Raw genomic sequence first — 18,295 nt, forward strand, 5'->3', positions numbered from 1 at the left:
CGCTTCCGCGTTAACAACACGCAATCTCTTCAGTTAGACAGCTTACAAGTCAGTGAACTCAACAACAACCGTTAAAAAGTTGCATCTTATTTCAATATCACTTGATCTTTCCTAAATCATAAATGATAATAATTATCATTAACAAATTAAGGAAGATGATCATGGTTTGGTTCTTAAGTGTCTTCGTCATCGCCGGCTTGCTGTTACTGACCGTACCCAGCCGACTCACATCATCATCTGAAAACCTCAATATGCCAGGATTATCATCACTAGATCTGCATAAATCTTGGCTATTACTGCCATTAACTATACTGTGCTGGCTCGGTGGCCACTTGTTTACTAATGCATTTTCATTTTTCAGCCTTGCCGCCGTAGGTTTTGTACTGACACCATTAACATTACTTATCCCGGCCTGGCGTCCCTGGGTGTTAGCCTGTGCACTGTTGTCCATGATCTCAGTGTTACTGGGCACAGTGCTAGGGTGAACTTAATACTTCCTCATCTGTGTCTCTAATGAGACAACCCATACTGATTTTATATCCCTGCAATTAAAGTCAGTTTCAGACCACCAATTGGTGGTCTTTTTTTTAGGAGCAGCCTCATACTGTAAACTATGGGCCTGTATAGTAAATCTGTTAGACTATTAGCATGATGACGTCAGGAATATCGCCATGAAATCCGACCCCAATGTTACCTTGGTATACAGTACAGATAAGGGCCGTATTACCGAAACCGCGCCTGCGCCAGAAATCCCAAAAGGAGATGGCATAGTACGAATTCATCGCGACAGCAAAGGGCGCAAAGGCAAAGGCGTTGCGGTTATTAGCGGGCTCGCTCTGAATATTGATGAGTTGAAAGCCTTAGCGCAAAAGCTAAAAAAACAATGCGGTTGTGGTGGTACAGTCAAGGAGTTTACTATCGAGGTTCAGACTGATAATCGAGAGCAACTTAAAACCCTGCTGGAAAAAATGGGTTACCAGGTGAAGTTGGCCGGTGGCTAACAAACCGCTAACCAGGAGTCGTTGAATGGACAGTTTGCAAAACCATTTCCTTATCGCCATGCCCTCGCTGAACGACACATTTTTCGAGCGTTCATTGATTTATATCTGTGAACATGATGCCAAAGGCGCAATGGGGTTGATGGTCAATCGCCCGATAGGTCTGGAAGTCCAGGAATTGCTGGCACAGTTGGACTTAAAGGAAGCACCGCAAATTATTCCATCGCTGGAAAATCAAGTGCTGATTGGCGGGCCAGTTAACCCAGAGCGTGGTTTTGTGTTGCACAGCAACCAGCCACATTGGGCGAACAGCAATCAGGTCAGTGATGAACTCATGCTCACAACCTCCCGAGATATTCTGGCGGCTTTAGGCACGGCCAAAGCGCCAATACATTTTCTGGTGGTGCTGGGTTATGCAGGCTGGAGTCGTAATCAGCTGGAACAGGAATTAGCAGAAAACTCTTGGTTAACGATACCGGCAACAAAAGCGCTGCTGTTTGACACCCCTTTCGAAGAACGCTGGGAAAAAGCAACTCATTCGCTGGGTTTTGATGCCTGGCAAATGTCCGGCGATATAGGTCATGCATGAGTAAAACTGTACTTGGTTTCGATTTTGGCACCAAAAGCATCGGCGTAGCAGTAGGACAAGAGATCACGGCAAGTGCTCAGCCGCTGTTATCACTCAAAGCCAATGATGGCGTACCCGACTGGCAGCAGATTGCGGCGCTGTTACAGGAATGGCAACCTGATCTGGTGGTGGTTGGCTTGCCGTTAAATATGGATGGCAGTGAACAGGAAATGACACAGCGCGCCCGTAAGTTTGCTAATCGCATCCATGGTCGCTTTGGAGTGGCGGTAGTCACTCAGGATGAGCGACTGACCACCACGGATGCCAAAGCCAGATTATTCGAACTCGGTGGCTTTAAAGCCTTAGGTAAAAGCAAAGTGGATGCTGTCTCTGCAGTACTGATTATTGAAAGCTTTTTTGAAAATCAGTATGGAGCTTGAGTGTTAATAATAAGATGCTAGCAAACCACACCTTTTAGTTACGACAAAACGACCGCTAATGCGGTGTTGATGCAGTTTCAGCTGCCAGCAATTTATCAATTGCATCGTTGAGTTCTTTGCTGTCAGGCGTAACCCGAGAATTAAACTGCTGCACATTTTTACCATCACCACTGACCAGATATTTGAAGAAATTCCATTTTGGCGAGCCAGCTTTATCATCCAGATAGGCAAAGACCGGGTTAACATCACTGCCTCGCACCGCTGATGTCGCCATCATGGTGAAAGTTACTCCGTAGTTGATGTAACAGATTTTCGCTGTGTCTTTTTCCTGTTTTTCCTCCTGGGAAAAATCATCAGAAGGGAAGCCAATCACCACCAAACCTTTATCACGGTATTTTTCATGTAACGCTTCCAGCCCTTTAAACTGTGGGGTAAAGCCGCAATGACTGGCAGTATTCACTATCAACACAGGTTTCCCTTGAGTGAGAGCACACAAGTCGACCATTTCCTGGGAATGTAACTTTCGCAGTTGCAGATTGAGATAATCCGGGCATTGGGCTGCAGTAGCCGATGCAGCCCATAGCAACATCATTGGCAGATAGCCTTGCACTTTCATACTCTGTCCCTCGGTATTAATAAATAAATGAGATTTCTGACAGAGGCTAGCACAAGGCTGACGACAAGGGTTAAAAATAAAGGCCGATATTAATATTCAGGCGCGAATGCCAACCGTTATTGCCATCATCAATACCAATCCCCGGGCCACCAGCAAACCACATGTTTTTGCCCGCAATCCAGTCAACGTAGCTGTAGAATTTCCCCGCAGTGATTGAGCAACCAGTCACGTTCTGGATGGAGTCATCGAGACCAGTGCCAGATACCGCTATGTGGGTGAAATCGTTATAGCAGGTGATATTGGAGACCGGCCCCCAGTGCACATCCATACTGCGAGACAGATTGGCACTGAGCACATTCGCTTTAGCTGCCACTTCAAATGGATAGGCAAAAGCAGACATTGCCATACGACCGCCAGCGATATCATTATCGTAATGCAGATACTGCAACTGTGTCTGCCAGCCTTGCCAGTCCATTTGCCAGTGTGTAGCTACAGCAAAACCATCGCTATCACTTCCCGCCACTGCATCTGTTACCGGGCGATAATCAAACCGATTAAGCTGCAAAGAGGCGCCGAGCTTATGACTGATACCACCACTACTAAAACTCCGCTCAATTCTGCCATTGAGCTGTCCTGCTTCTTCATAGGGACTCGCGGCTGTAGTGGCAGTGTCAAAGGAATAACGCTTGAAGCGGCTACCGTCACCATATTCATCATTAGCGAAATAGGCTAAATCGTAGCGCCAACCATCCTGCTCGTATTGCCAATGGACACCGGCATCATAATCATCTTCAAAACCAAGATAATAAGTGCCGCCGAACCAGAAAGAATGCGACGCATAAGGTAACAAGCCAAAAGGAACTTGGGTTACCCCAATTTTCACGCTGGACTGTTCCGAAAACTTATAACCCATCCATGCGTGATGAATAACGTCCTGATCCTGATACCAGCGATACTGCGCTGAAGCAAACAACTGTCCATCATCATAGTTAACATCGGCGCGGAACAGTTCAAATTCAAACTTGGCATTGTTATCGTAATCCTTCCAGCCATAGTTCAAACGTACCGCCCCGCCAATATCCAGCTTATCGGAAACAGGCACAGCCAAAACCGGAAAGGAAAATCCCAAGGTCGTAACCACAACCCCTAGTCTTTTGCTAATTCTCATCCTCTTCTCCGTTTATATAAAAAATGGCGATGGATACTAACAAAAAATTAATTTAAATTCGAATTACACAATGAAAATGAAATATTTATAGTAAAAAACCTCTATTTATTATATTCAATCCATATCCAGTGTGACGCCTTCCATCGCTCCAGTAGAGCCAGTAGAGCCACTTTGTAGTTTGATCATCAAACGCAGGTCATTTGGAGAATCGGCATGACGTAACGCTTCGGCGTAGGTGATTTCACCATCGTTAAACAACTTAAACAGCGCCTGATCGAACGTCTGCATCCCTTGCTCATTCGATTTAGCCATAGTCTCTTTCAGTAGATGTAACTCGTTGTTTTGAATAATACTGGCGACTCGGGGAGTATTGATCAAAATTTCAATGGCCGCACGGCGACCGCTACCATCCGCTTTGGGGATCAACTGTTGCGCCACAATGCCACGTAAATTCAATGACAGGTCAAATAACAACTGTCGGTGCTTACTTTCTGGCACGAGGTGCATGATGCGGTCCAGCGCCTGGTTAGCATTATTGGCATGCAATGTCGCCATACACAGGTGGCCAGTTTCAGCAAAAGACAGCGCAAATTCCATCGTTTCCTGGCTACGGATTTCACCAATAAGAATCACATCTGGCGCCTGTCGCAGAGAGCTTTTCAACGCTGCATCAAAAGATTCGGTATCAATGCCAACCTCGCGCTGAGTAATAATGCTCTTACGGTGCTGATGCACAAACTCGATGGGATCTTCGATAGTCAGAATGTGCCCTTTGGAATTACTGTTACGATAGCCAATAAGTGCCGCCAGCGAAGTAGATTTACCGGTACCCGTGCCACCGACCATAATCACCAGCCCACGTTTACTCATCACCAGATCTTTGAGAATCGCTGGCAGACTCAGTTCTTCCATTGTGGGGATACGAATTTCAATACGCCGCATCACACAGCCAGCGGCTTCACGCTGCCAGAAAGCACTAACCCTAAACCGTCCTAAATCTTTAACACCAATAGCAAAATTACACTCTTTGCTGTCATGAAAGGCTTTTTTGTTCTCTGGTGTCATCAATGATTCAACAAATTCCAGCGCCTGTGCCGGTGTGAAAGGATTTTCTGCCAGCGGCCGCAACTCACCATCAATCTTGGCGCTAGGAGGAAAGCCTGCCGTAATAAACAGGTCGGAGGCTTTGCGGGCTACCATTTCCTCAAGAAAAGGTCTGACGTCCATCACCGCTCCTTACAGATTCAGTTGTTTATTGGAACTCTTGGATAGCGCATCTTCACGGGTAATGACCCCTCTGGCGACCAGATGTTGCAGGCTCTGTTCCAACGTTTGCATACCGTGCGCCATACCAGTCTGAATCGCAGAATACATCTGCGCCACTTTATCCTCGCGGATGAGGTTACGAATAGCTGGCGTACCAATCATGATCTCGTGAGCTGCCACCCGGCCGCCGCCAATTTTCTTAATCAGCGTCTGCGAGATAACCGCTTGCAATGACTCAGACAACATGGTGCGCACCATGTCTTTCTCTCCCGATGGGAATACGTCAACCACACGGTCAATGGTCTTGGCCGCTGAAGTTGTATGCAAGGTGCCAAACACCAAGTGACCGGTTTCAGCGGCGGTCAGCGCTAGGCGAATGGTTTCTAGGTCACGCATTTCACCCACCAAGATCACATCCGGATCTTCACGCAAGGCACTGCGCAACGCGGCAGCAAAACTCAAAGTGTGACGATGGACTTCGCGCTGATTGATCAGACAATTTTTGGTTTTGTGCACAAATTCGATAGGGTCTTCAATGGTCAGAATATGATCACGACGATTATCATTCACGTAATCAATCATTGCCGCCAAGGTAGTACTTTTACCCGAGCCGGTCGGCCCGGTAACCAACACCAATCCACGAGGATATGAGGAAATTTTCTTGAAAATTTCTGGTGCACCTAACTGTTCCAGCGTCAAAATATCACTGGGAATAGTACGAAAGACAGCGGCCGCGCCACGGGCCTGGTTAAAGGCGTTCACCCTGAACCGTGCCAGATTGGGTACTTCAAAGGAGAAGTCAATTTCCAGATACTCTTCATAATCCTTGCGCTGTTTGTCGTTCATGATGTCATACACCAACCGATGAACATCCTGATGCGTCAGCTCTGGAACATTGAGTTTTCGTACTTCCCCATCAACGCGGATCAGCGGTGGTACCCCGGAAGACAGATGCAGATCCGAGGCGTTATGCTTTACACTAAAAGCCAATAATTCAGTGATTTCCATAGAACGGGATATCCCTTACAAGCGAAAGATTAACATCATGACAACAATAGCAGAGAGACTGGCGCTCGCCCAGCGCCGGATGACACTGGCGGCTAGGCAAAACGCAAGACAAGCGACTGACATCACATTGCTGGCAGTCAGTAAAACAAAACCGGTATCCGATATTATTGCCGCTTATGCTGCTGGCCAGCGCTGCTTTGGTGAAAACTATGTACAGGAAGGGCAGCAAAAAATTCTCGAGCTCAGTCAACAGTATTCAGATATAGAGTGGCATTTTATCGGGCCATTGCAATCAAATAAAAGCCGTCCTGTGGCCGAATTATTTCACTGGATGCACACGGTAGATCGCAGCAAAATCGCCCATAGACTTAACGAACAACGGCCTGACACTTTGCCACCACTGAATGTCTGCATCCAGATAAATGTGAGCGGCGAAGCCTCCAAATCTGGGGTTACGAATGCCAAGGATATGCTGGCGCTCGCTAGCGAAATCCAGCAGTTACCTCACCTGAAATTGCGCGGTCTGATGACCATTCCCAGCGCCGAGGAAGGTACCAAACTCCTGAGCGAATTTCAGCAAATGCAGCAACTGTTTCAACAACTTAAACAGGCGTTTCCTCTGGTTGATACCTTGTCCATGGGCATGAGTCACGACCTAGAGTTAGCGATTGCTAACGGCGCCACCATGATACGCATTGGCAGTGCCATCTTTGGCGCAAGAGATTATGGTCAAAAACCAGCTTGATTGGCCGTAGTGCCCTTGTTTTTGCTACCCTAAGCCCAAATACTATTGGCATTCGCGGTGAAGCTCCGCGGAATTTCAGGCAGACAGAGGATTTTATGTCAGACAAGCGCATCTGTTTTATCGGCGCCGGTAATATGAGCCGCAGCATCATCAGCGGCCTAGTTAACAGTGGTTATTCCCCGCAATTGATTGAGGCGAGTAACCCCAGCACCGGCAAACTGCAAGCGCTACAGGCAGACTTTGCCATTAAGGTGACCACAGATAACTTGGCTGCGGCCAAAGCTGCAGATGTAATTGTATTAGCGGTGAAGCCACAACTGATGCAACAAGTGTGTGCAGCATTGCAGTCACTGGATTTGTCCAACAAACTACTTATCACCATTGCCGCAGGTATTAGTGCCGCACGCTACAGCGACAGTGACTATCTGGCACAACCCGTGAAATTGATCCGCACCATGCCCAATACCCCAATGCAGATTGGCGCAGGTATGAGTGGGATGTTCGCACCAGCGAATATTAACGATGAAGACAAAGCTATCTGCAATCTCATCATGACCAGTGGCGGACAAGCAGTGTGGGTAGAGAAAGAAGCGGATTTGAATCTGGTCATTGCCCTTGCAGGGAGTTCTCCGGCCTACTTTTTCCTGTTTGTCGAAGCTATGATAAAGGCAGCAACCGAATTAGGCATGGAACAGCAGACGGCTAGAGCACTGGCACAGCAAGCCGCTTTAGGTGCCGCCAAAATGTTACTGGAAAACCCACAACTATCGCCGCAACAGCTGCGACAAAATGTAACATCAAAAGGTGGTACTACTCATGAAGCGGTCGAAACCTTTATACAAGGCAATCTTTCAGGGCTGGTAAAACAAGCAATGAACAACTGTATTGCCAGAGCTGAAGCAATGGCGCAAGAATTCTGATCAACCATAGAGAACGATAACATCCATGAATGCATTCGCTTACTTAGTTAACACCCTGTTTGATCTATATCTGATGGTGGTGATTTTGCGCTTCTGGCTGCAGTTGGCTCGGGCAGATTTTTATAATCCGTTCAGCCAGTTTATTGTCAAAGCCACCCACCCAATCCTGGCACCGATGCGGCGCATTTTGCCGGCCATAGGTACGATTGATACCGCCTCTATCGTACTGGCATTAGCGGTAGTGGTCCTCAAAATACTGTCGTTGTCGCTGATAGCGGGCGCGAGCTTTGATTTTGGCACAACGATTATCTTTGCAATTGTTTCTGTCATCAAAGAAGCGGGTGTATTACTGTTCTGGATCCTGATTATCCGTGCGATTTTGAGCTGGGTAAGCCAAGGCAGTAATCCGTTTGAGTATGTACTGATCCAACTGACCGAGCCAATCCTCAGCCCTATCCGTCGCATAATTCCACCTATGGGTGGGCTGGATCTGTCAGTATTGTTACTGATGATTGGTCTTAACTTTCTCAACATGCTGTTGGCCCAATATGTTCCGTTCTGGGCCATGGCCTGATGCCTGCAATTGTACAAGAGCAGCAGGATCTGCTGCTCAACCTCTATATCCAACCAAAAGCCAGCCGAGATCAGTGGGTTGGCATGCATGGCGACGAGTTGAAAGTCGCCATAACGGCTCCACCGATTGATGGCAAAGCCAATGCCTATCTAGAAAAATGGCTGGCCAAAGCATTTAAGGTGCCGAAAAACCAGGTGACAATAATCAAAGGCGAACTCGGACGGCATAAACAGGTGCGTATCAGTGCCCCCCGAGAGTTACCTGAGTTCATTCAACAACTGCTCTGAGTCATCGCGTCTACTGCCATAGGCTTCCGCCGGCTAAGCGGTTATAATCCGCCACATGTTACAGTAAAGACTTAATTATATCAGTGCGCCGATTCCTCTTGTTCATTGTGTTATGGCTGGCCGCAGTCAGTGTTGCCTATGCAGAGCAGAAATTGCAGGTGGGCCATTACGATATTCACTATATGGCGTTGCCAAGCACTTTTCTGACGCCTGCTATCGCCCATAACTATGGCATCGACCGCAGCCCCTATACCGGGTTTCTGAACGTGGTAGTACAAGACCGTAATCAACCGGGAAGTCCCATGATTGCGGTGGAAATCAGCGGTATTGCCACCAATATTCTTGATGCTCGCTTCAAACTGAAATTCCGTGAAATACGCGAAGGCCATTCGGTTTATTACTTGGCGGAATGTCCTTATCGTGACACAGAAGAGATCCGTTTCAAGCTGGTGATCCGTAACAAGAACGATCTCAACACCACCATTGATTTCAGCCAGAAATTCTTTAACGACTGAGATGATGTTTTGTCAATCGCAGCAAGGGTTGGCTATCATGGTCAACAACGCAGCGCAGGAAAATCCCATGAAAAAAATTGTGTTAGCCAGTGGAAATAAAGGCAAGCTGGCGGAATTTGCCGATATGTTGGCGGGTTTTAACGTGGAAGTATTGCCCCAAAGTGCCTTTGATATCACAGAAGCTGTCGAAGATGGCCTGAGCTTTGTGGAAAATGCCATTATCAAGACTCGCCACGCAGCACTCGCGACCGGATTACCGGCAATTGCTGATGATTCAGGACTGGAGGTGGACGCACTCGACGGAGCTCCCGGCATCTACTCGGCCCGTTATAGCGGCGAGTATGCCACCGCTGAATCTAATTACCGGAAGCTGCTAGACGCCATCAAGGATGTTCCAGCGCCTCGCCGCGCACGCTTTCAGTGCGTACTGGTGTATATGCGTCATGCGGCCGATCCAACACCTATTATCTGTCAGGCGGCCTGGGAAGGTGAGATTGCGGCTGAACCCAAAGGAACACATGGTCACGGCTATGACCCAGTGTTTATTCCAAGAGGTTTCCGACAGACCGCGGCAGAACTCAGCAGTGATGAGAAAAATCAACTCAGCCATAGAGGTAAGGCACTAAAATTATTGCTGGAAACTTTCCGTCAGCAAGGGATCATTGACTGATGTTACAGCTGCCACCACTAAGCCTTTATATTCATATTCCTTGGTGTGTACGTAAATGCCCTTATTGTGATTTCAACTCACATGCACAACATGGTGAACTGCCACAGCAGCAGTATGTTGATGCACTGCTGCAGGATCTACAGGCTGATCTACCTTATGTGCAGCAGCGTTCACTGCACAGCATTTTTATTGGTGGCGGCACACCATCATTGTTTGATGCAGGCCAGATAGGTCGATTATTGCAAGGTGTACGGCAGCAGATCCCTTTCTGTGATGATATTGAAATTACCATGGAAGCCAATCCTGGGACGCTGGAACATGATGATTTTGCGGCCTACCGCCAGGCAGGTGTAACGCGTATTTCCATGGGAGTACAGAGTTTTGCCGCAGACAAACTCAATATTCTCGGGCGTATTCATGGTCGCAATGAAGCGGTGACAGCCGCCCAATCTTTGGCAACGGCAGGTTATCAAAGCTTCAATCTGGATCTGATGCATGGGCTACCTGGGCAGGATTTGTCACAGGCATTGCAAGACATTGAAACCGCTGCCTCGTTAAACCCACCGCATCTCTCCTGGTATCAACTCACCATTGAAGCCAATACCCTGTTCCATTCCAAACCGCCACAGCTGCCAGATGACGAAGCCTTATGGCAGATTTACCGCTCAGGTCAACAACGCCTCGCGGAACTGGGTTATCGTCAGTATGAAATCTCTGCCTATGCCAAACCCGGCTATGAATGCCGCCATAACCGCAACTACTGGGAGTTTGGCGATTATCTGGGAATTGGCTGCGGTGCCCACGGTAAAATTACCCTGTTGCAACCGCAACAAGTTATCCGCACTGTTAAAGTAAAACATCCCAAAGGCTATTTGGCTGGCAACTACCTTTATGAAACCACCGAAGTTGCCGCAGAGGAATTACCGCTGGAATACCTGATGAATCGCTTGCGCTTAATGGTGCCTATTCCTAAAGCGGAGTTTACGGCCAGAACCGGGTTAGCGGCGACACTGTTGGATGCGGGTATGCAGCGTGGTGCCGACAAAGGGTTAGTCATAGTACACCATGATGCCTGGGAACTGACGGAGCAAGGTCACTTCTTCGTCAATGAGCTACTGGGCGAATTTTGCTGAAAGACCAACAGACCGCTCACATAATACGTATGGTGTAACACCCTAAAAAAATCCTCCTAGTCGTGGAGGATTTTTTTAGCATCAATCGTCATGGATACGAAAAACTAGCCGATGGTTACTGCCGTTTAGCAAAAATCTCTGCGTATTTTTCATCCCATTTCGGTGGCGTACCGATGTGGTTCTTAATGAAATCGATGAAAGCGCTGACTTTAGGTGCCAAATGTTTACGCCGCGGGTACACTGCCTGCAGCGGCAGGTGGTTCACCAAATGCCACTCAGGCAGCAGAGGCACCAATTTGCCCTCTTCTATTTCGTTTTCCAGCAGATAGGTGGCTAGATATACAATCCCCAGACCACTGACGGCCGCCGATTTCAGGGCAGGCGCGTTATCAACGCGGAAATTACCGTTAACCCCAATTTCACAATAGTCATCACCCTTCTTGAACTGCCAAACGCTGTGTTCGTGCCATTCACCGTGATACACCAAGCAGTTATGTTCGACTAACTGTTCTGGACGCATCAGCTTACCATGTGTGGCAACATATTCCGGTGATGCCAGCAGCATAAACTGACACTTCATCAGTGGTCTAGCAACCATGCCCAGCGGTAACTGTTCTGACATGGTCAGCAGCAGATCCAACCCTTCACTGACCACATCCACCTTGTGATCCAGCAAACTCACTTGTAATTCCAGCTCGGGATGGCGTGCCATAAACTCAGGCAACGCGGGAATAATATGCGCGGTGCCAAATGACTGAGAGATCCCCAATTTCAGCACACCGCGGGTAGCATCATTGAGGTTATGCACACTGGCTACCGCTTGATCAGCACCACGTAACAACTCTTCACCCTGGGTGTACAGCAAATTACCCGCCTCCGTCAGACAAAGACTGCGGGTGGTGCGCTGGATAAGTTGAACGCCCAGTTTATGTTCCAGATCAGCTACTTGGGTACTGACCTTGGACTTTGAAATTCCCAAGCGACGAGCAGCAGCACTGAAACTGCCGGCACGGGCGACATGGGTAAAAATCGCAATGGGTTCCAATAGTTCTAACATGAAAGTCGCCTTAAGCCTTTAACTTCTTTATGTTTTACAAAGAAAACGCTATCGCTCCAGCCAGCGGAGTGGTACGGAAAATCTGCAAATCGTAAATAACAATGATTGTTTTACCGAGCCGCCGACAGGACGTCGGGGGTTAACGCTCGAAAGTATATCAAGTCTTTGTTCGCTACTCTAACGCCATTGTTCTGTATTCGCAAAAAAGAAACATAAAAAAATCCCCGCAACAGGAAGGAGGATGCGGGGCAAGTCTACGTCCAAGGAGACGTTTATTGGGTTATGGGCGACCGGACACCAGTGGGTAAGCAGACAATGCCGGAACACTCTGTCGCAGTTGGTCTTCTACGGCCATTAGCTGCTGAAAATCATCACATAACGCGTCGGCACGTTTATCGAGCGCTTTAGAACGTTCATCCATTTGCTGATCGATCTCTTCGCCCAACTTATCCATGCGTTTACCAAAGGCATCCATACGTTCGCTGAAGTCACCTTCGCCGTTCATCATGCTTTTGCCAATGTTGATCATGATGGAGCCCATCGACTGCATCACCAGGTCTTCCATCTGGCGGGAAAACTCTTCATCAAAGGCTTTATCAATAGTGTCGTCGGTGGCACCGATAAAATAGGTGTCACCTTTGTGATACACCACTTTGCCGACCCGTTCGTGTAGTTGTGTCATCATGTCGTTCAGTTTGGTGCCGGTTTCATCGCCCAGCAGCGGCGTCAATGCAGTGCTCACGGCAGCATTAGCCATATCCATTGCTTCATCGACCAAAGCAACCACTTCGGGCAACTGCTTAGCCATGCCCTGCTGGTATTCTGTCAGCAGTTTTTTCTGCTTTGCATCTAGCGTTACTTCTTTGCCATCTACATATAGGCGATCCATTTCTACGCGATAGCGCTCTTGGCCCTGATCGCCTATCACCAGTTTTTTCGGCGTCAGCGTCACGTCATAATTAAGCGACACATCGCAAGCATCGTTATCTCCGCCCAATCCCAAAGCCCAAGCCGAAGAAGCGGGAGCCAGTAGTGCACATCCCAGAGTCATGCCCAGCAACAGAGTTTTCATTCGATTTATCCTTTTCAAATTATTCATCAAACTGTCCTAGATAAAGCACAGCTCATGCCAAAATTTAATTAATTGATTTTATTGGTTTAATTTTTATTAGACATTATGAAGTGGCCGTTAGATAGTAAAACACACCAGCTTTTGGTGAATATGACAATCCGAGAGGCAAAGAAGGTTGGAACAGGCATAAAAAAAGCAGCGCCGCAGCACTGCTTCTAATAAAACGGAGGTTGTTAGCCCCACCAGATATCGTAGAGTTCGCTGATCTCTATCTCTTCGGCATTGAGGCTTTTCAGAAAACTTTCTACGGCTTTACGATCATCATCAGTACATTTGCCAAGACGCTGAGTAGCGACTACGCCATCCCATAATCTATGGCCGCCACCGTGGAAACCGAGTTCACGCGGCTCAATCACTTCACTGATGAAGCGCTCCACAAAATCATCAATCTCTTCTTCGCTCAGACTATCAGCAAAGCGCCAACTGACGTCAAAACCCAGCTCCTGAAACTCATCAACCCGCAACTTCTTACGCAAACGGCGACTACGAATGGCCATGGCAACCCCTCTGTTACTTTCGTTATTCAGTACGTTCGAACATCAAATCCCAAACACCATGCCCAAGACGTTGGCCGCGGGCTTCAAATTTGGTCAGTGGCCGATAGTCAGGCCGAGCCACCACAGTACCATCAACTGACTGATTTTTATAGCCTTGAGCCTGATTCATCACCTCCAGCATGTGTTCGCTATAGTTTTCCCAATCGGTTGCCATGTGGAACACACCACCAATGCGCAAGCGGGAACGCAGCAACTGCACAAATTCCGGCTGCACAATACGCCGTTTATGGTGACGTTTTTTATGCCAAGGGTCAGGGAAAAACAACTGCACCCGTGCCAACGAAGATTCTGGAATAGTGTGCTGCAACACTTCTACCGCATCGTGATGAAACACCCGCAGATTAGTCACACCCGCCTCAGCGGCAGCTGCCAGACAGGCACCAACACCCGGTTTATGCACTTCGATACCGATGAAATCTTTCTCAGGTGCCGCTTGCGCCATTGCCACCAGTGATGCGCCCATACCGAAACCAATCTCCAGCACCACATCGGCATTACGACCAAATACCTGCTGCAAGTCCATCGCTTCGGCGGAGTATTCCAACCCCATGCTAGCCCAATGTTGCTCAATAGCCTGTTCCTGGCCTTTGGTCAGGCGTCCTTCTCGCAAAACAAAACTTTTAACTTTGCGCAGATACTTGCCTTCTTCATTATATTCAGCAGTGGTGACTTCGCTCATGAATACCCCTGACCCAGCCAGACTTCATAAAAGAAGGGCATTATGCAAAGTTCACCAATGAGTGCAAGCCCCGCTTGTAGAAAAGTATATCAATAAGCAATGAGTTCGCTATCAGCCCTGGTAATACCCCTTGTGTGGCGATCCGGCTAAAGCTACACTGCGGCCCATGAAAACGACGTCATTTTCGCAACGCATTATCAGTTGGTACGGTCAACACGGCCGTAAAACCCTGCCCTGGCAACTCAATAAAACCCCTTATAAAGTATGGGTTTCAGAAATCATGTTGCAACAAACGCAGGTGGCAACCGTCATCCCCTATTTCAACCGTTTTATGCAGCGCTTCCCAGATGTAGTGGCCTTAGCCAATGCGGATATTGATGAAGTGCTGCACCTGTGGACCGGGCTAGGCTACTACGCCCGCGCCCGTAACCTACATAAAGCGGCACAGTTGATCCGTGATAATCACGGCGGAGTATTTCCTGAACAATTTGACGCAGTGATGGCGCTGCCCGGTATTGGCCGCTCCACGGCTGGCGCCATACTGTCACTATCACTGGGTCAGCATCACCCGATTTTGGACGGTAACGTTAAACGGGTTTTGGCCCGTCATGCCGCCATTGATGGCTGGCCGGGGCAACCTAAGGTCGAGCAAGCGCTGTGGCAACTGGCAACCGAGCTGTCTCCAACAACCGATATTGCCCAATATAATCAGGCGATGATGGATATGGGCGCTGGCATCTGCACCCGCTCACGGCCAGCGTGTGCGCAATGTCCGGTAGCACTGGACTGTCAGGCGCAACAGATGGGCAAACAACAGGATTATCCCGGCAAGAAGCCCAAGAAAACCATTCCGGCCAAAGATGCTTGGCTGCTGGTTATTCGAGATCGGGACAACATCTTATTGCAGAAACGTCCGCCAGCGGGCATTTGGGGCGGGCTCTGGTGTTTTCCGCAATACAACACTAAAGCCGCCTTGCAGCAAACTGTTACCACACTGGGCTGCTCAGTCGCTGAACTCGAAGCATTACCGGGGTTTCGCCATACCTTTAGTCACTTCCATCTGGATGCACAACCACTGCTACTGACATTGCATCACGATGCCGACGCGATTGCCGCAAAATTACAGCAATCGGCAACATCACAGGCGGCCGTCATGGAAGCCGCCCCCAGTCTCTGGTATAACTTAAGCCAACCATCACGGGTCGGACTGGCCGCCGCCACCGAGCGGGTTCTGGCCGGCTTAAAACCTAGTGCAATTGAGGAGTAACCATCTTATGGCACGCACAGTTCATTGCGTCTATCTCAACCAAGAAGCGGAAGGGCTGGATTTTCAACTCTATCCGGGTGAAATCGGCAAACGCATTTTCGACAGCATCAGCAAAGAAGCCTGGGCCGCATGGCAGCACAAGCAAACCATGCTGATCAATGAAAAGAAACTCAACATGATGAACGCCGAACATCGCAAATTTCTCGAAGAGCAGATGGTGCACTTCCTGTTTGAAGGCGGTGATGTGCAGGTTGAAGGCTACGTGCCACCAAAAGAAGAAGAACTATAGCACTGGGCAACATGCGAAACCGTTTCGAGCACAATGAGAAAGTCCTAGCTCACAGTTAGCACTGCTTTGCCCAGCTTAGATTTAAAGGCTCTTTTTGAGCCTTTAAACGTTTTTAAACGCCTTAATCATGTATTAACCACCAGGGTTAAACTTAACTCTCTTAGCCCACCAGGGATCACTGGTTTTGTGCCGATTTTTCGTTGCCAACGCATGCAGCTATCAAGACAATGAGAGCGGCAAGCATCGGCTGCGCGTGGCGTTTGGGGTGGACATAAAAATGGGCACTCACGGTTAAATGAGTGCCCATCGTGGAAGGGGTGACTAACTCAGTGGATTGGAAAGGTTCCTGGGGTTATTTTTTATGATTATAGCCTCTATAAATCTCGCTTTGACTCTGCCACGATATTCCTTTCCATTTATATGTAACTCAATTAGCTTTTTTTCCCTTAGTGAATATAAAACTTCATCCACCATACACTGGGTCAATAATATGTTATCAGTAAGAGCATCTGACACCAATTTTTCAACCGGCATATCAGATGAAATTATTTGCAGCATGAGTGCTTCATATAATGCAAGATTTTTATCTTTCCATAGTTTTAATAATTCATCTTTTGCTTTAGACAAAGATTTCTGAACATTAAAATTACTTCCACAATTTTTAAAATCCCCATCACTTGTAACAAGCATCACACTTTCTTTTCGCCTTATATTCCTTTTTATCAACTCTAGTTGAAAAGCGTCTGGAAACTCTGATTTCTTGTTACCATTACCGAATGGTTTTATCGATGAAAAATAGTTATCAAAGACAGTGGAAATATCTCCTTCATCAAGTGATTCATACGGAATAATAGTAAATTTTTCATTAAAAAAATCATAGATATCACTTATAGCTTCATGCTCTGCATTTTGTAGTTGTTCAATATCTAGATAATTTGCATTATCATCATCAGTAACTCTATGGATAATTTTGCTGATTTGTTTATAGGAGTCCTTAACCGCTGTGAATTTTCGATGTATCCCACTGATTATCTCTCCAATAGTTATTGGCGTCGCCCATCTCTCTATGTCTAAAGACTGTGCGAGACAAAGCACATCATAAAATTCCTCATGATCCACATCGAAACCAATGTGATAAAAAACATTTGTGTCAAAGTAAATAGCCTTCATCTAGAGTCCTTTTCTAAAAATTTAGGGCATATTTGAGCATAAATCAGTTTAAACCCCGTTTAAATCATCTTGGAAGCGTTTAATAACATCCTGTGAGTACCATTTCGCAGTTTTGTGAGTTGCGTGCGTTAGAATCGCGCTGAGCGCTTTACGCTTAAAAGAGCGTCAGCATAGAATGTGGTATTACCAACTGTCCCATGGATGGCTCATGACTACCGATACTCCAAAATCACCACCACTAGACCAGTCGCATTCCGAAGAAACACAAAAATCATTCAAGTGGCTAATCATTTGTCTCGCGATAATAGCGGCGTGCCTGCTCGCGTTATACTTTATGAATTTCCACAATGGCTGGGGTGACAAAGGAGACTTTGGTACTTTTGGTGATTTCTTTGGTGGGGTGCTTAACCCGATCCTAGGTTTTGCTACAGTGGGGTTACTGGTTTGGTCGCTTAAAGCACAACGAGAAGCACTTGCTGTCTCACAGCGCGAGCTAGCTACCTCAAATAAGCAACTCGCAATATCCAATGAAGAACTCGCACTAACTCGTAACGAACTTAAAGAGACCAAGGAAGAAGCAAAACTCAGTCGTCAAACAATGGAAAAGCAAGTAAAACATCTTCGAATGGAAACCAAGTTAAATGAAATAACTCGGCTTTTAAGTGATATACGGGCAAGAATAGAAAATAAATTATCTCAAAAAATATGCTCTCATATTTTTGTAACTGAAAATGGACAACTACTGAATTTTGATGATGAATCAAAGACATTCGCTTATATATTGGGCGAACAATTTCGAAGGGACTCATATAATATTTACTGGTCAGTTCGCCAAGCTCAGAATGGCGTGCAGATTGGCGATGAGTATATAGCAAATCCTAATTCGCCTGACTGGCTTCGATTAGAAAGTCTAGTAATCTGCTACAGTCAACTCGTACGGCAATACCATCGTATTAGTCGTAGTAGTCAGTTCTACGAAGCATATCGACTAAATAACTGTTCCAAATAGTAGATCACAGGAAGGGAACTCAGTCCTGTTTGAGCGATCAGATCTATCGCCAAACAAACCCACCACTCGCCGAGGACTGAGAATGGCCATCTTAGCACCACTATGCCGCGCTGAGCGCAAGCGCATGCAAAAATTGATTCAAAAAACCAACGATAAGCACTTTGCCAGGCGTCTTATTGCGATGTTGATGTTGCATCAAGGGCTGCCGGTTACCCAAGTTCAGCACA

Annotated in this window: 23 protein-coding genes and 1 pseudogene; 15 read left to right on the forward strand and 9 right to left on the reverse strand. The window is 47.3% G+C overall.

Translation table 11 applies throughout. The features are described from left to right. The first annotated feature begins 161 nt into the window (after positions 1-161). From J3L11_RS09750 to ruvX, 4 genes are all read left to right on the forward strand, one after another. Positions 162-485, forward strand: a complete 324-nt coding sequence (locus J3L11_RS09750; protein WP_207570866.1) for a hypothetical protein — start codon at positions 162-164, stop codon at positions 483-485. Between the two features lie 186 nt (positions 486-671). Further along, positions 672-1,001 carry a stress response translation initiation inhibitor YciH gene (gene yciH / locus J3L11_RS09755; protein ID WP_133039391.1) on the forward strand — a complete coding sequence of 110 codons (330 nt, stop codon included), beginning with the start codon at positions 672-674 and terminating at the stop codon, positions 999-1,001. Positions 1,002-1,026: 25 nt separating this feature from the next. Beyond that, positions 1,027-1,587 carry a YqgE/AlgH family protein gene (locus J3L11_RS09760; RefSeq protein WP_207570867.1) on the forward strand — a complete coding sequence of 187 codons (561 nt, stop codon included), beginning with the start codon at positions 1,027-1,029 and terminating at the stop codon, positions 1,585-1,587. Further along, a complete protein-coding gene (gene ruvX / locus J3L11_RS09765; protein ID WP_133039389.1) occupies positions 1,584-2,006 on the forward strand; it encodes a Holliday junction resolvase RuvX in 423 nt (140 codons plus the stop codon). Before J3L11_RS09760 ends, ruvX begins: the two co-directional genes overlap by 4 nt. Before the next feature lie 55 nt (positions 2,007-2,061). Here the strand turns inward: ruvX and J3L11_RS09770 are convergent, their stop codons facing one another. The 4 genes from J3L11_RS09770 to J3L11_RS09785 all read right to left on the reverse strand — a co-directional run bounded on the left by J3L11_RS09770 (position 2,062) and on the right by J3L11_RS09785 (position 6,064). Then, positions 2,062-2,622: a glutathione peroxidase gene (locus J3L11_RS09770; RefSeq protein ID WP_207570868.1), complete on the reverse strand. Its 561-nt coding sequence runs from the start codon at positions 2,620-2,622 to the stop codon at positions 2,062-2,064. 70 nt (positions 2,623-2,692) lie between these two features. Further along, positions 2,693-3,790 carry a hypothetical protein gene (locus J3L11_RS09775; protein WP_207570869.1) on the reverse strand — a complete coding sequence of 366 codons (1,098 nt, stop codon included), beginning with the start codon at positions 3,788-3,790 and terminating at the stop codon, positions 2,693-2,695. Positions 3,791-3,904: 114 nt separating this feature from the next. Further along, complete coding sequence (locus J3L11_RS09780; protein ID WP_133039387.1) at positions 3,905-5,017, reverse strand: PilT/PilU family type 4a pilus ATPase; 1,113 nt, start codon at positions 5,015-5,017, stop codon at positions 3,905-3,907. 9 nt (positions 5,018-5,026) lie between these two features. After that, complete coding sequence (locus J3L11_RS09785; RefSeq protein WP_133039386.1) at positions 5,027-6,064, reverse strand: type IV pilus twitching motility protein PilT; 1,038 nt, start codon at positions 6,062-6,064, stop codon at positions 5,027-5,029. Positions 6,065-6,101: 37 nt separating this feature from the next. Between J3L11_RS09785 and J3L11_RS09790 the strand changes: the two genes are divergently transcribed. The 7 genes from J3L11_RS09790 to hemW all read left to right on the forward strand — a co-directional run bounded on the left by J3L11_RS09790 (position 6,102) and on the right by hemW (position 10,908). Next, the gene (locus J3L11_RS09790) at positions 6,102-6,809 is read left to right on the forward strand and encodes a YggS family pyridoxal phosphate-dependent enzyme (RefSeq protein ID WP_207570870.1); all 708 of its coding nucleotides are present in this window, start codon (positions 6,102-6,104) and stop codon (positions 6,807-6,809) included. Between the two features lie 95 nt (positions 6,810-6,904). Further along, a complete protein-coding gene (proC, locus tag J3L11_RS09795) occupies positions 6,905-7,729 on the forward strand; it encodes a pyrroline-5-carboxylate reductase (RefSeq protein ID WP_189617118.1) in 825 nt (274 codons plus the stop codon). A gap of 25 nt (positions 7,730-7,754) precedes the next feature. Continuing rightward, complete coding sequence (locus tag J3L11_RS09800) at positions 7,755-8,303, forward strand: YggT family protein (RefSeq protein WP_133039383.1); 549 nt, start codon at positions 7,755-7,757, stop codon at positions 8,301-8,303. Next, entirely contained in the window at positions 8,303-8,590 is a 288-nt protein-coding gene (gene yggU, locus J3L11_RS09805; RefSeq protein WP_189617119.1) for a DUF167 family protein YggU, read from the forward strand. The genes J3L11_RS09800 and yggU overlap by 1 nt, the downstream gene beginning before the upstream one ends. An 83-nt stretch (positions 8,591-8,673) precedes the next feature. Next, positions 8,674-9,105 carry a DUF4426 domain-containing protein gene (locus J3L11_RS09810; RefSeq protein WP_133039381.1) on the forward strand — a complete coding sequence of 144 codons (432 nt, stop codon included), beginning with the start codon at positions 8,674-8,676 and terminating at the stop codon, positions 9,103-9,105. A gap of 67 nt (positions 9,106-9,172) precedes the next feature. Continuing rightward, positions 9,173-9,775, forward strand: a complete 603-nt coding sequence (gene rdgB, locus J3L11_RS09815; protein WP_207570871.1) for an RdgB/HAM1 family non-canonical purine NTP pyrophosphatase — start codon at positions 9,173-9,175, stop codon at positions 9,773-9,775. Further along, entirely contained in the window at positions 9,775-10,908 is a 1,134-nt protein-coding gene (hemW, locus tag J3L11_RS09820) for a radical SAM family heme chaperone HemW (RefSeq protein ID WP_207570872.1), read from the forward strand. Before rdgB ends, hemW begins: the two co-directional genes overlap by 1 nt. 115 nt (positions 10,909-11,023) lie before the next feature. Here hemW and J3L11_RS09825 read toward each other — a convergent pair whose 3' ends face one another. The 4 genes from J3L11_RS09825 to trmB all read right to left on the reverse strand — a co-directional run bounded on the left by J3L11_RS09825 (position 11,024) and on the right by trmB (position 14,333). Beyond that, on the reverse strand, positions 11,024-11,965 hold the full coding sequence (locus J3L11_RS09825; protein ID WP_133039378.1) for a LysR family transcriptional regulator: 942 nt from the start codon (positions 11,963-11,965) through the stop codon (positions 11,024-11,026). Positions 11,966-12,245: 280 nt separating this feature from the next. After that, a complete protein-coding gene (locus J3L11_RS09830) occupies positions 12,246-13,037 on the reverse strand; it encodes a YggN family protein (RefSeq protein WP_165900130.1) in 792 nt (263 codons plus the stop codon). Between the two features lie 233 nt (positions 13,038-13,270). Then, entirely contained in the window at positions 13,271-13,594 is a 324-nt protein-coding gene (locus J3L11_RS09835) for a 50S ribosome-binding protein YggL (RefSeq protein ID WP_133039376.1), read from the reverse strand. Positions 13,595-13,616: 22 nt separating this feature from the next. After that, positions 13,617-14,333: a tRNA (guanosine(46)-N7)-methyltransferase TrmB gene (gene trmB, locus J3L11_RS09840; RefSeq protein WP_207570873.1), complete on the reverse strand. Its 717-nt coding sequence runs from the start codon at positions 14,331-14,333 to the stop codon at positions 13,617-13,619. A gap of 166 nt (positions 14,334-14,499) precedes the next feature. Between trmB and mutY the strand changes: the two genes are divergently transcribed. Beyond that, a complete protein-coding gene (mutY, locus tag J3L11_RS09845) occupies positions 14,500-15,600 on the forward strand; it encodes an A/G-specific adenine glycosylase (protein ID WP_189617124.1) in 1,101 nt (366 codons plus the stop codon). A gap of 7 nt (positions 15,601-15,607) precedes the next feature. Next, positions 15,608-15,889 carry an oxidative damage protection protein gene (locus J3L11_RS09850; RefSeq protein WP_189617125.1) on the forward strand — a complete coding sequence of 94 codons (282 nt, stop codon included), beginning with the start codon at positions 15,608-15,610 and terminating at the stop codon, positions 15,887-15,889. A 321-nt stretch (positions 15,890-16,210) separates the two neighbouring features. Here J3L11_RS09850 and J3L11_RS09855 read toward each other — a convergent pair whose 3' ends face one another. Continuing rightward, a complete protein-coding gene (locus J3L11_RS09855) occupies positions 16,211-17,059 on the reverse strand; it encodes a PIN domain-containing protein (protein ID WP_207570874.1) in 849 nt (282 codons plus the stop codon). A 208-nt stretch (positions 17,060-17,267) separates the two neighbouring features. Here J3L11_RS09855 and J3L11_RS09860 point away from each other — a divergent pair, with 208 nt between their 5' ends. Continuing rightward, complete coding sequence (locus tag J3L11_RS09860) at positions 17,268-18,068, forward strand: hypothetical protein (protein WP_207570875.1); 801 nt, start codon at positions 17,268-17,270, stop codon at positions 18,066-18,068. A gap of 82 nt (positions 18,069-18,150) precedes the next feature. Continuing rightward, positions 18,151-18,295, forward strand: a pseudogene (locus J3L11_RS09865) (IS630 family transposase); the annotation flags it as partial.

It is taken from the genome of Shewanella sp. 4t3-1-2LB (assembly GCF_017368415.1).
GTDB lineage: Bacteria > Pseudomonadota > Gammaproteobacteria > Enterobacterales > Shewanellaceae > Shewanella > Shewanella fodinae.

Excerpts from the sequence above, each read along its gene's own strand:
- mutY (WP_189617124.1), top strand. The coding sequence starts at position 14,500 with ATGAAAACGACGTCATTTTCGCAACGCATTATCAGTTGGTACGGTCAA.
- J3L11_RS09850 (WP_189617125.1), top strand. The coding sequence starts at position 15,608 with ATGGCACGCACAGTTCATTGCGTCTATCTCAACCAAGAAGCGGAAGGG.
- J3L11_RS09830 (WP_165900130.1), bottom strand. The coding sequence starts at position 13,037 with ATGAAAACTCTGTTGCTGGGCATGACTCTGGGATGTGCACTACTGGCT.
- proC (WP_189617118.1), top strand. The coding sequence starts at position 6,905 with ATGTCAGACAAGCGCATCTGTTTTATCGGCGCCGGTAATATGAGCCGC.
- J3L11_RS09760 (WP_207570867.1), top strand. The coding sequence starts at position 1,027 with ATGGACAGTTTGCAAAACCATTTCCTTATCGCCATGCCCTCGCTGAAC.
- yggU (WP_189617119.1), top strand. The coding sequence starts at position 8,303 with ATGCCTGCAATTGTACAAGAGCAGCAGGATCTGCTGCTCAACCTCTAT.
- J3L11_RS09800 (WP_133039383.1), top strand. The coding sequence starts at position 7,755 with ATGAATGCATTCGCTTACTTAGTTAACACCCTGTTTGATCTATATCTG.
- J3L11_RS09790 (WP_207570870.1), top strand. The coding sequence starts at position 6,102 with ATGACAACAATAGCAGAGAGACTGGCGCTCGCCCAGCGCCGGATGACA.
- J3L11_RS09835 (WP_133039376.1), bottom strand. The coding sequence starts at position 13,594 with ATGGCCATTCGTAGTCGCCGTTTGCGTAAGAAGTTGCGGGTTGATGAG.
- hemW (WP_207570872.1), top strand. The coding sequence starts at position 9,775 with ATGTTACAGCTGCCACCACTAAGCCTTTATATTCATATTCCTTGGTGT.
- J3L11_RS09860 (WP_207570875.1), top strand. The coding sequence starts at position 17,268 with ATGACTACCGATACTCCAAAATCACCACCACTAGACCAGTCGCATTCC.
- trmB (WP_207570873.1), bottom strand. The coding sequence starts at position 14,333 with ATGAGCGAAGTCACCACTGCTGAATATAATGAAGAAGGCAAGTATCTG.
- J3L11_RS09785 (WP_133039386.1), bottom strand. The coding sequence starts at position 6,064 with ATGGAAATCACTGAATTATTGGCTTTTAGTGTAAAGCATAACGCCTCG.
- ruvX (WP_133039389.1), top strand. The coding sequence starts at position 1,584 with ATGAGTAAAACTGTACTTGGTTTCGATTTTGGCACCAAAAGCATCGGC.
- J3L11_RS09775 (WP_207570869.1), bottom strand. The coding sequence starts at position 3,790 with ATGAGAATTAGCAAAAGACTAGGGGTTGTGGTTACGACCTTGGGATTT.
- J3L11_RS09780 (WP_133039387.1), bottom strand. The coding sequence starts at position 5,017 with ATGGACGTCAGACCTTTTCTTGAGGAAATGGTAGCCCGCAAAGCCTCC.
- yciH (WP_133039391.1), top strand. The coding sequence starts at position 672 with ATGAAATCCGACCCCAATGTTACCTTGGTATACAGTACAGATAAGGGC.
- rdgB (WP_207570871.1), top strand. The coding sequence starts at position 9,173 with ATGAAAAAAATTGTGTTAGCCAGTGGAAATAAAGGCAAGCTGGCGGAA.
- J3L11_RS09825 (WP_133039378.1), bottom strand. The coding sequence starts at position 11,965 with ATGTTAGAACTATTGGAACCCATTGCGATTTTTACCCATGTCGCCCGT.
- J3L11_RS09750 (WP_207570866.1), top strand. The coding sequence starts at position 162 with ATGGTTTGGTTCTTAAGTGTCTTCGTCATCGCCGGCTTGCTGTTACTG.
- J3L11_RS09855 (WP_207570874.1), bottom strand. The coding sequence starts at position 17,059 with ATGAAGGCTATTTACTTTGACACAAATGTTTTTTATCACATTGGTTTC.
- J3L11_RS09770 (WP_207570868.1), bottom strand. The coding sequence starts at position 2,622 with ATGAAAGTGCAAGGCTATCTGCCAATGATGTTGCTATGGGCTGCATCG.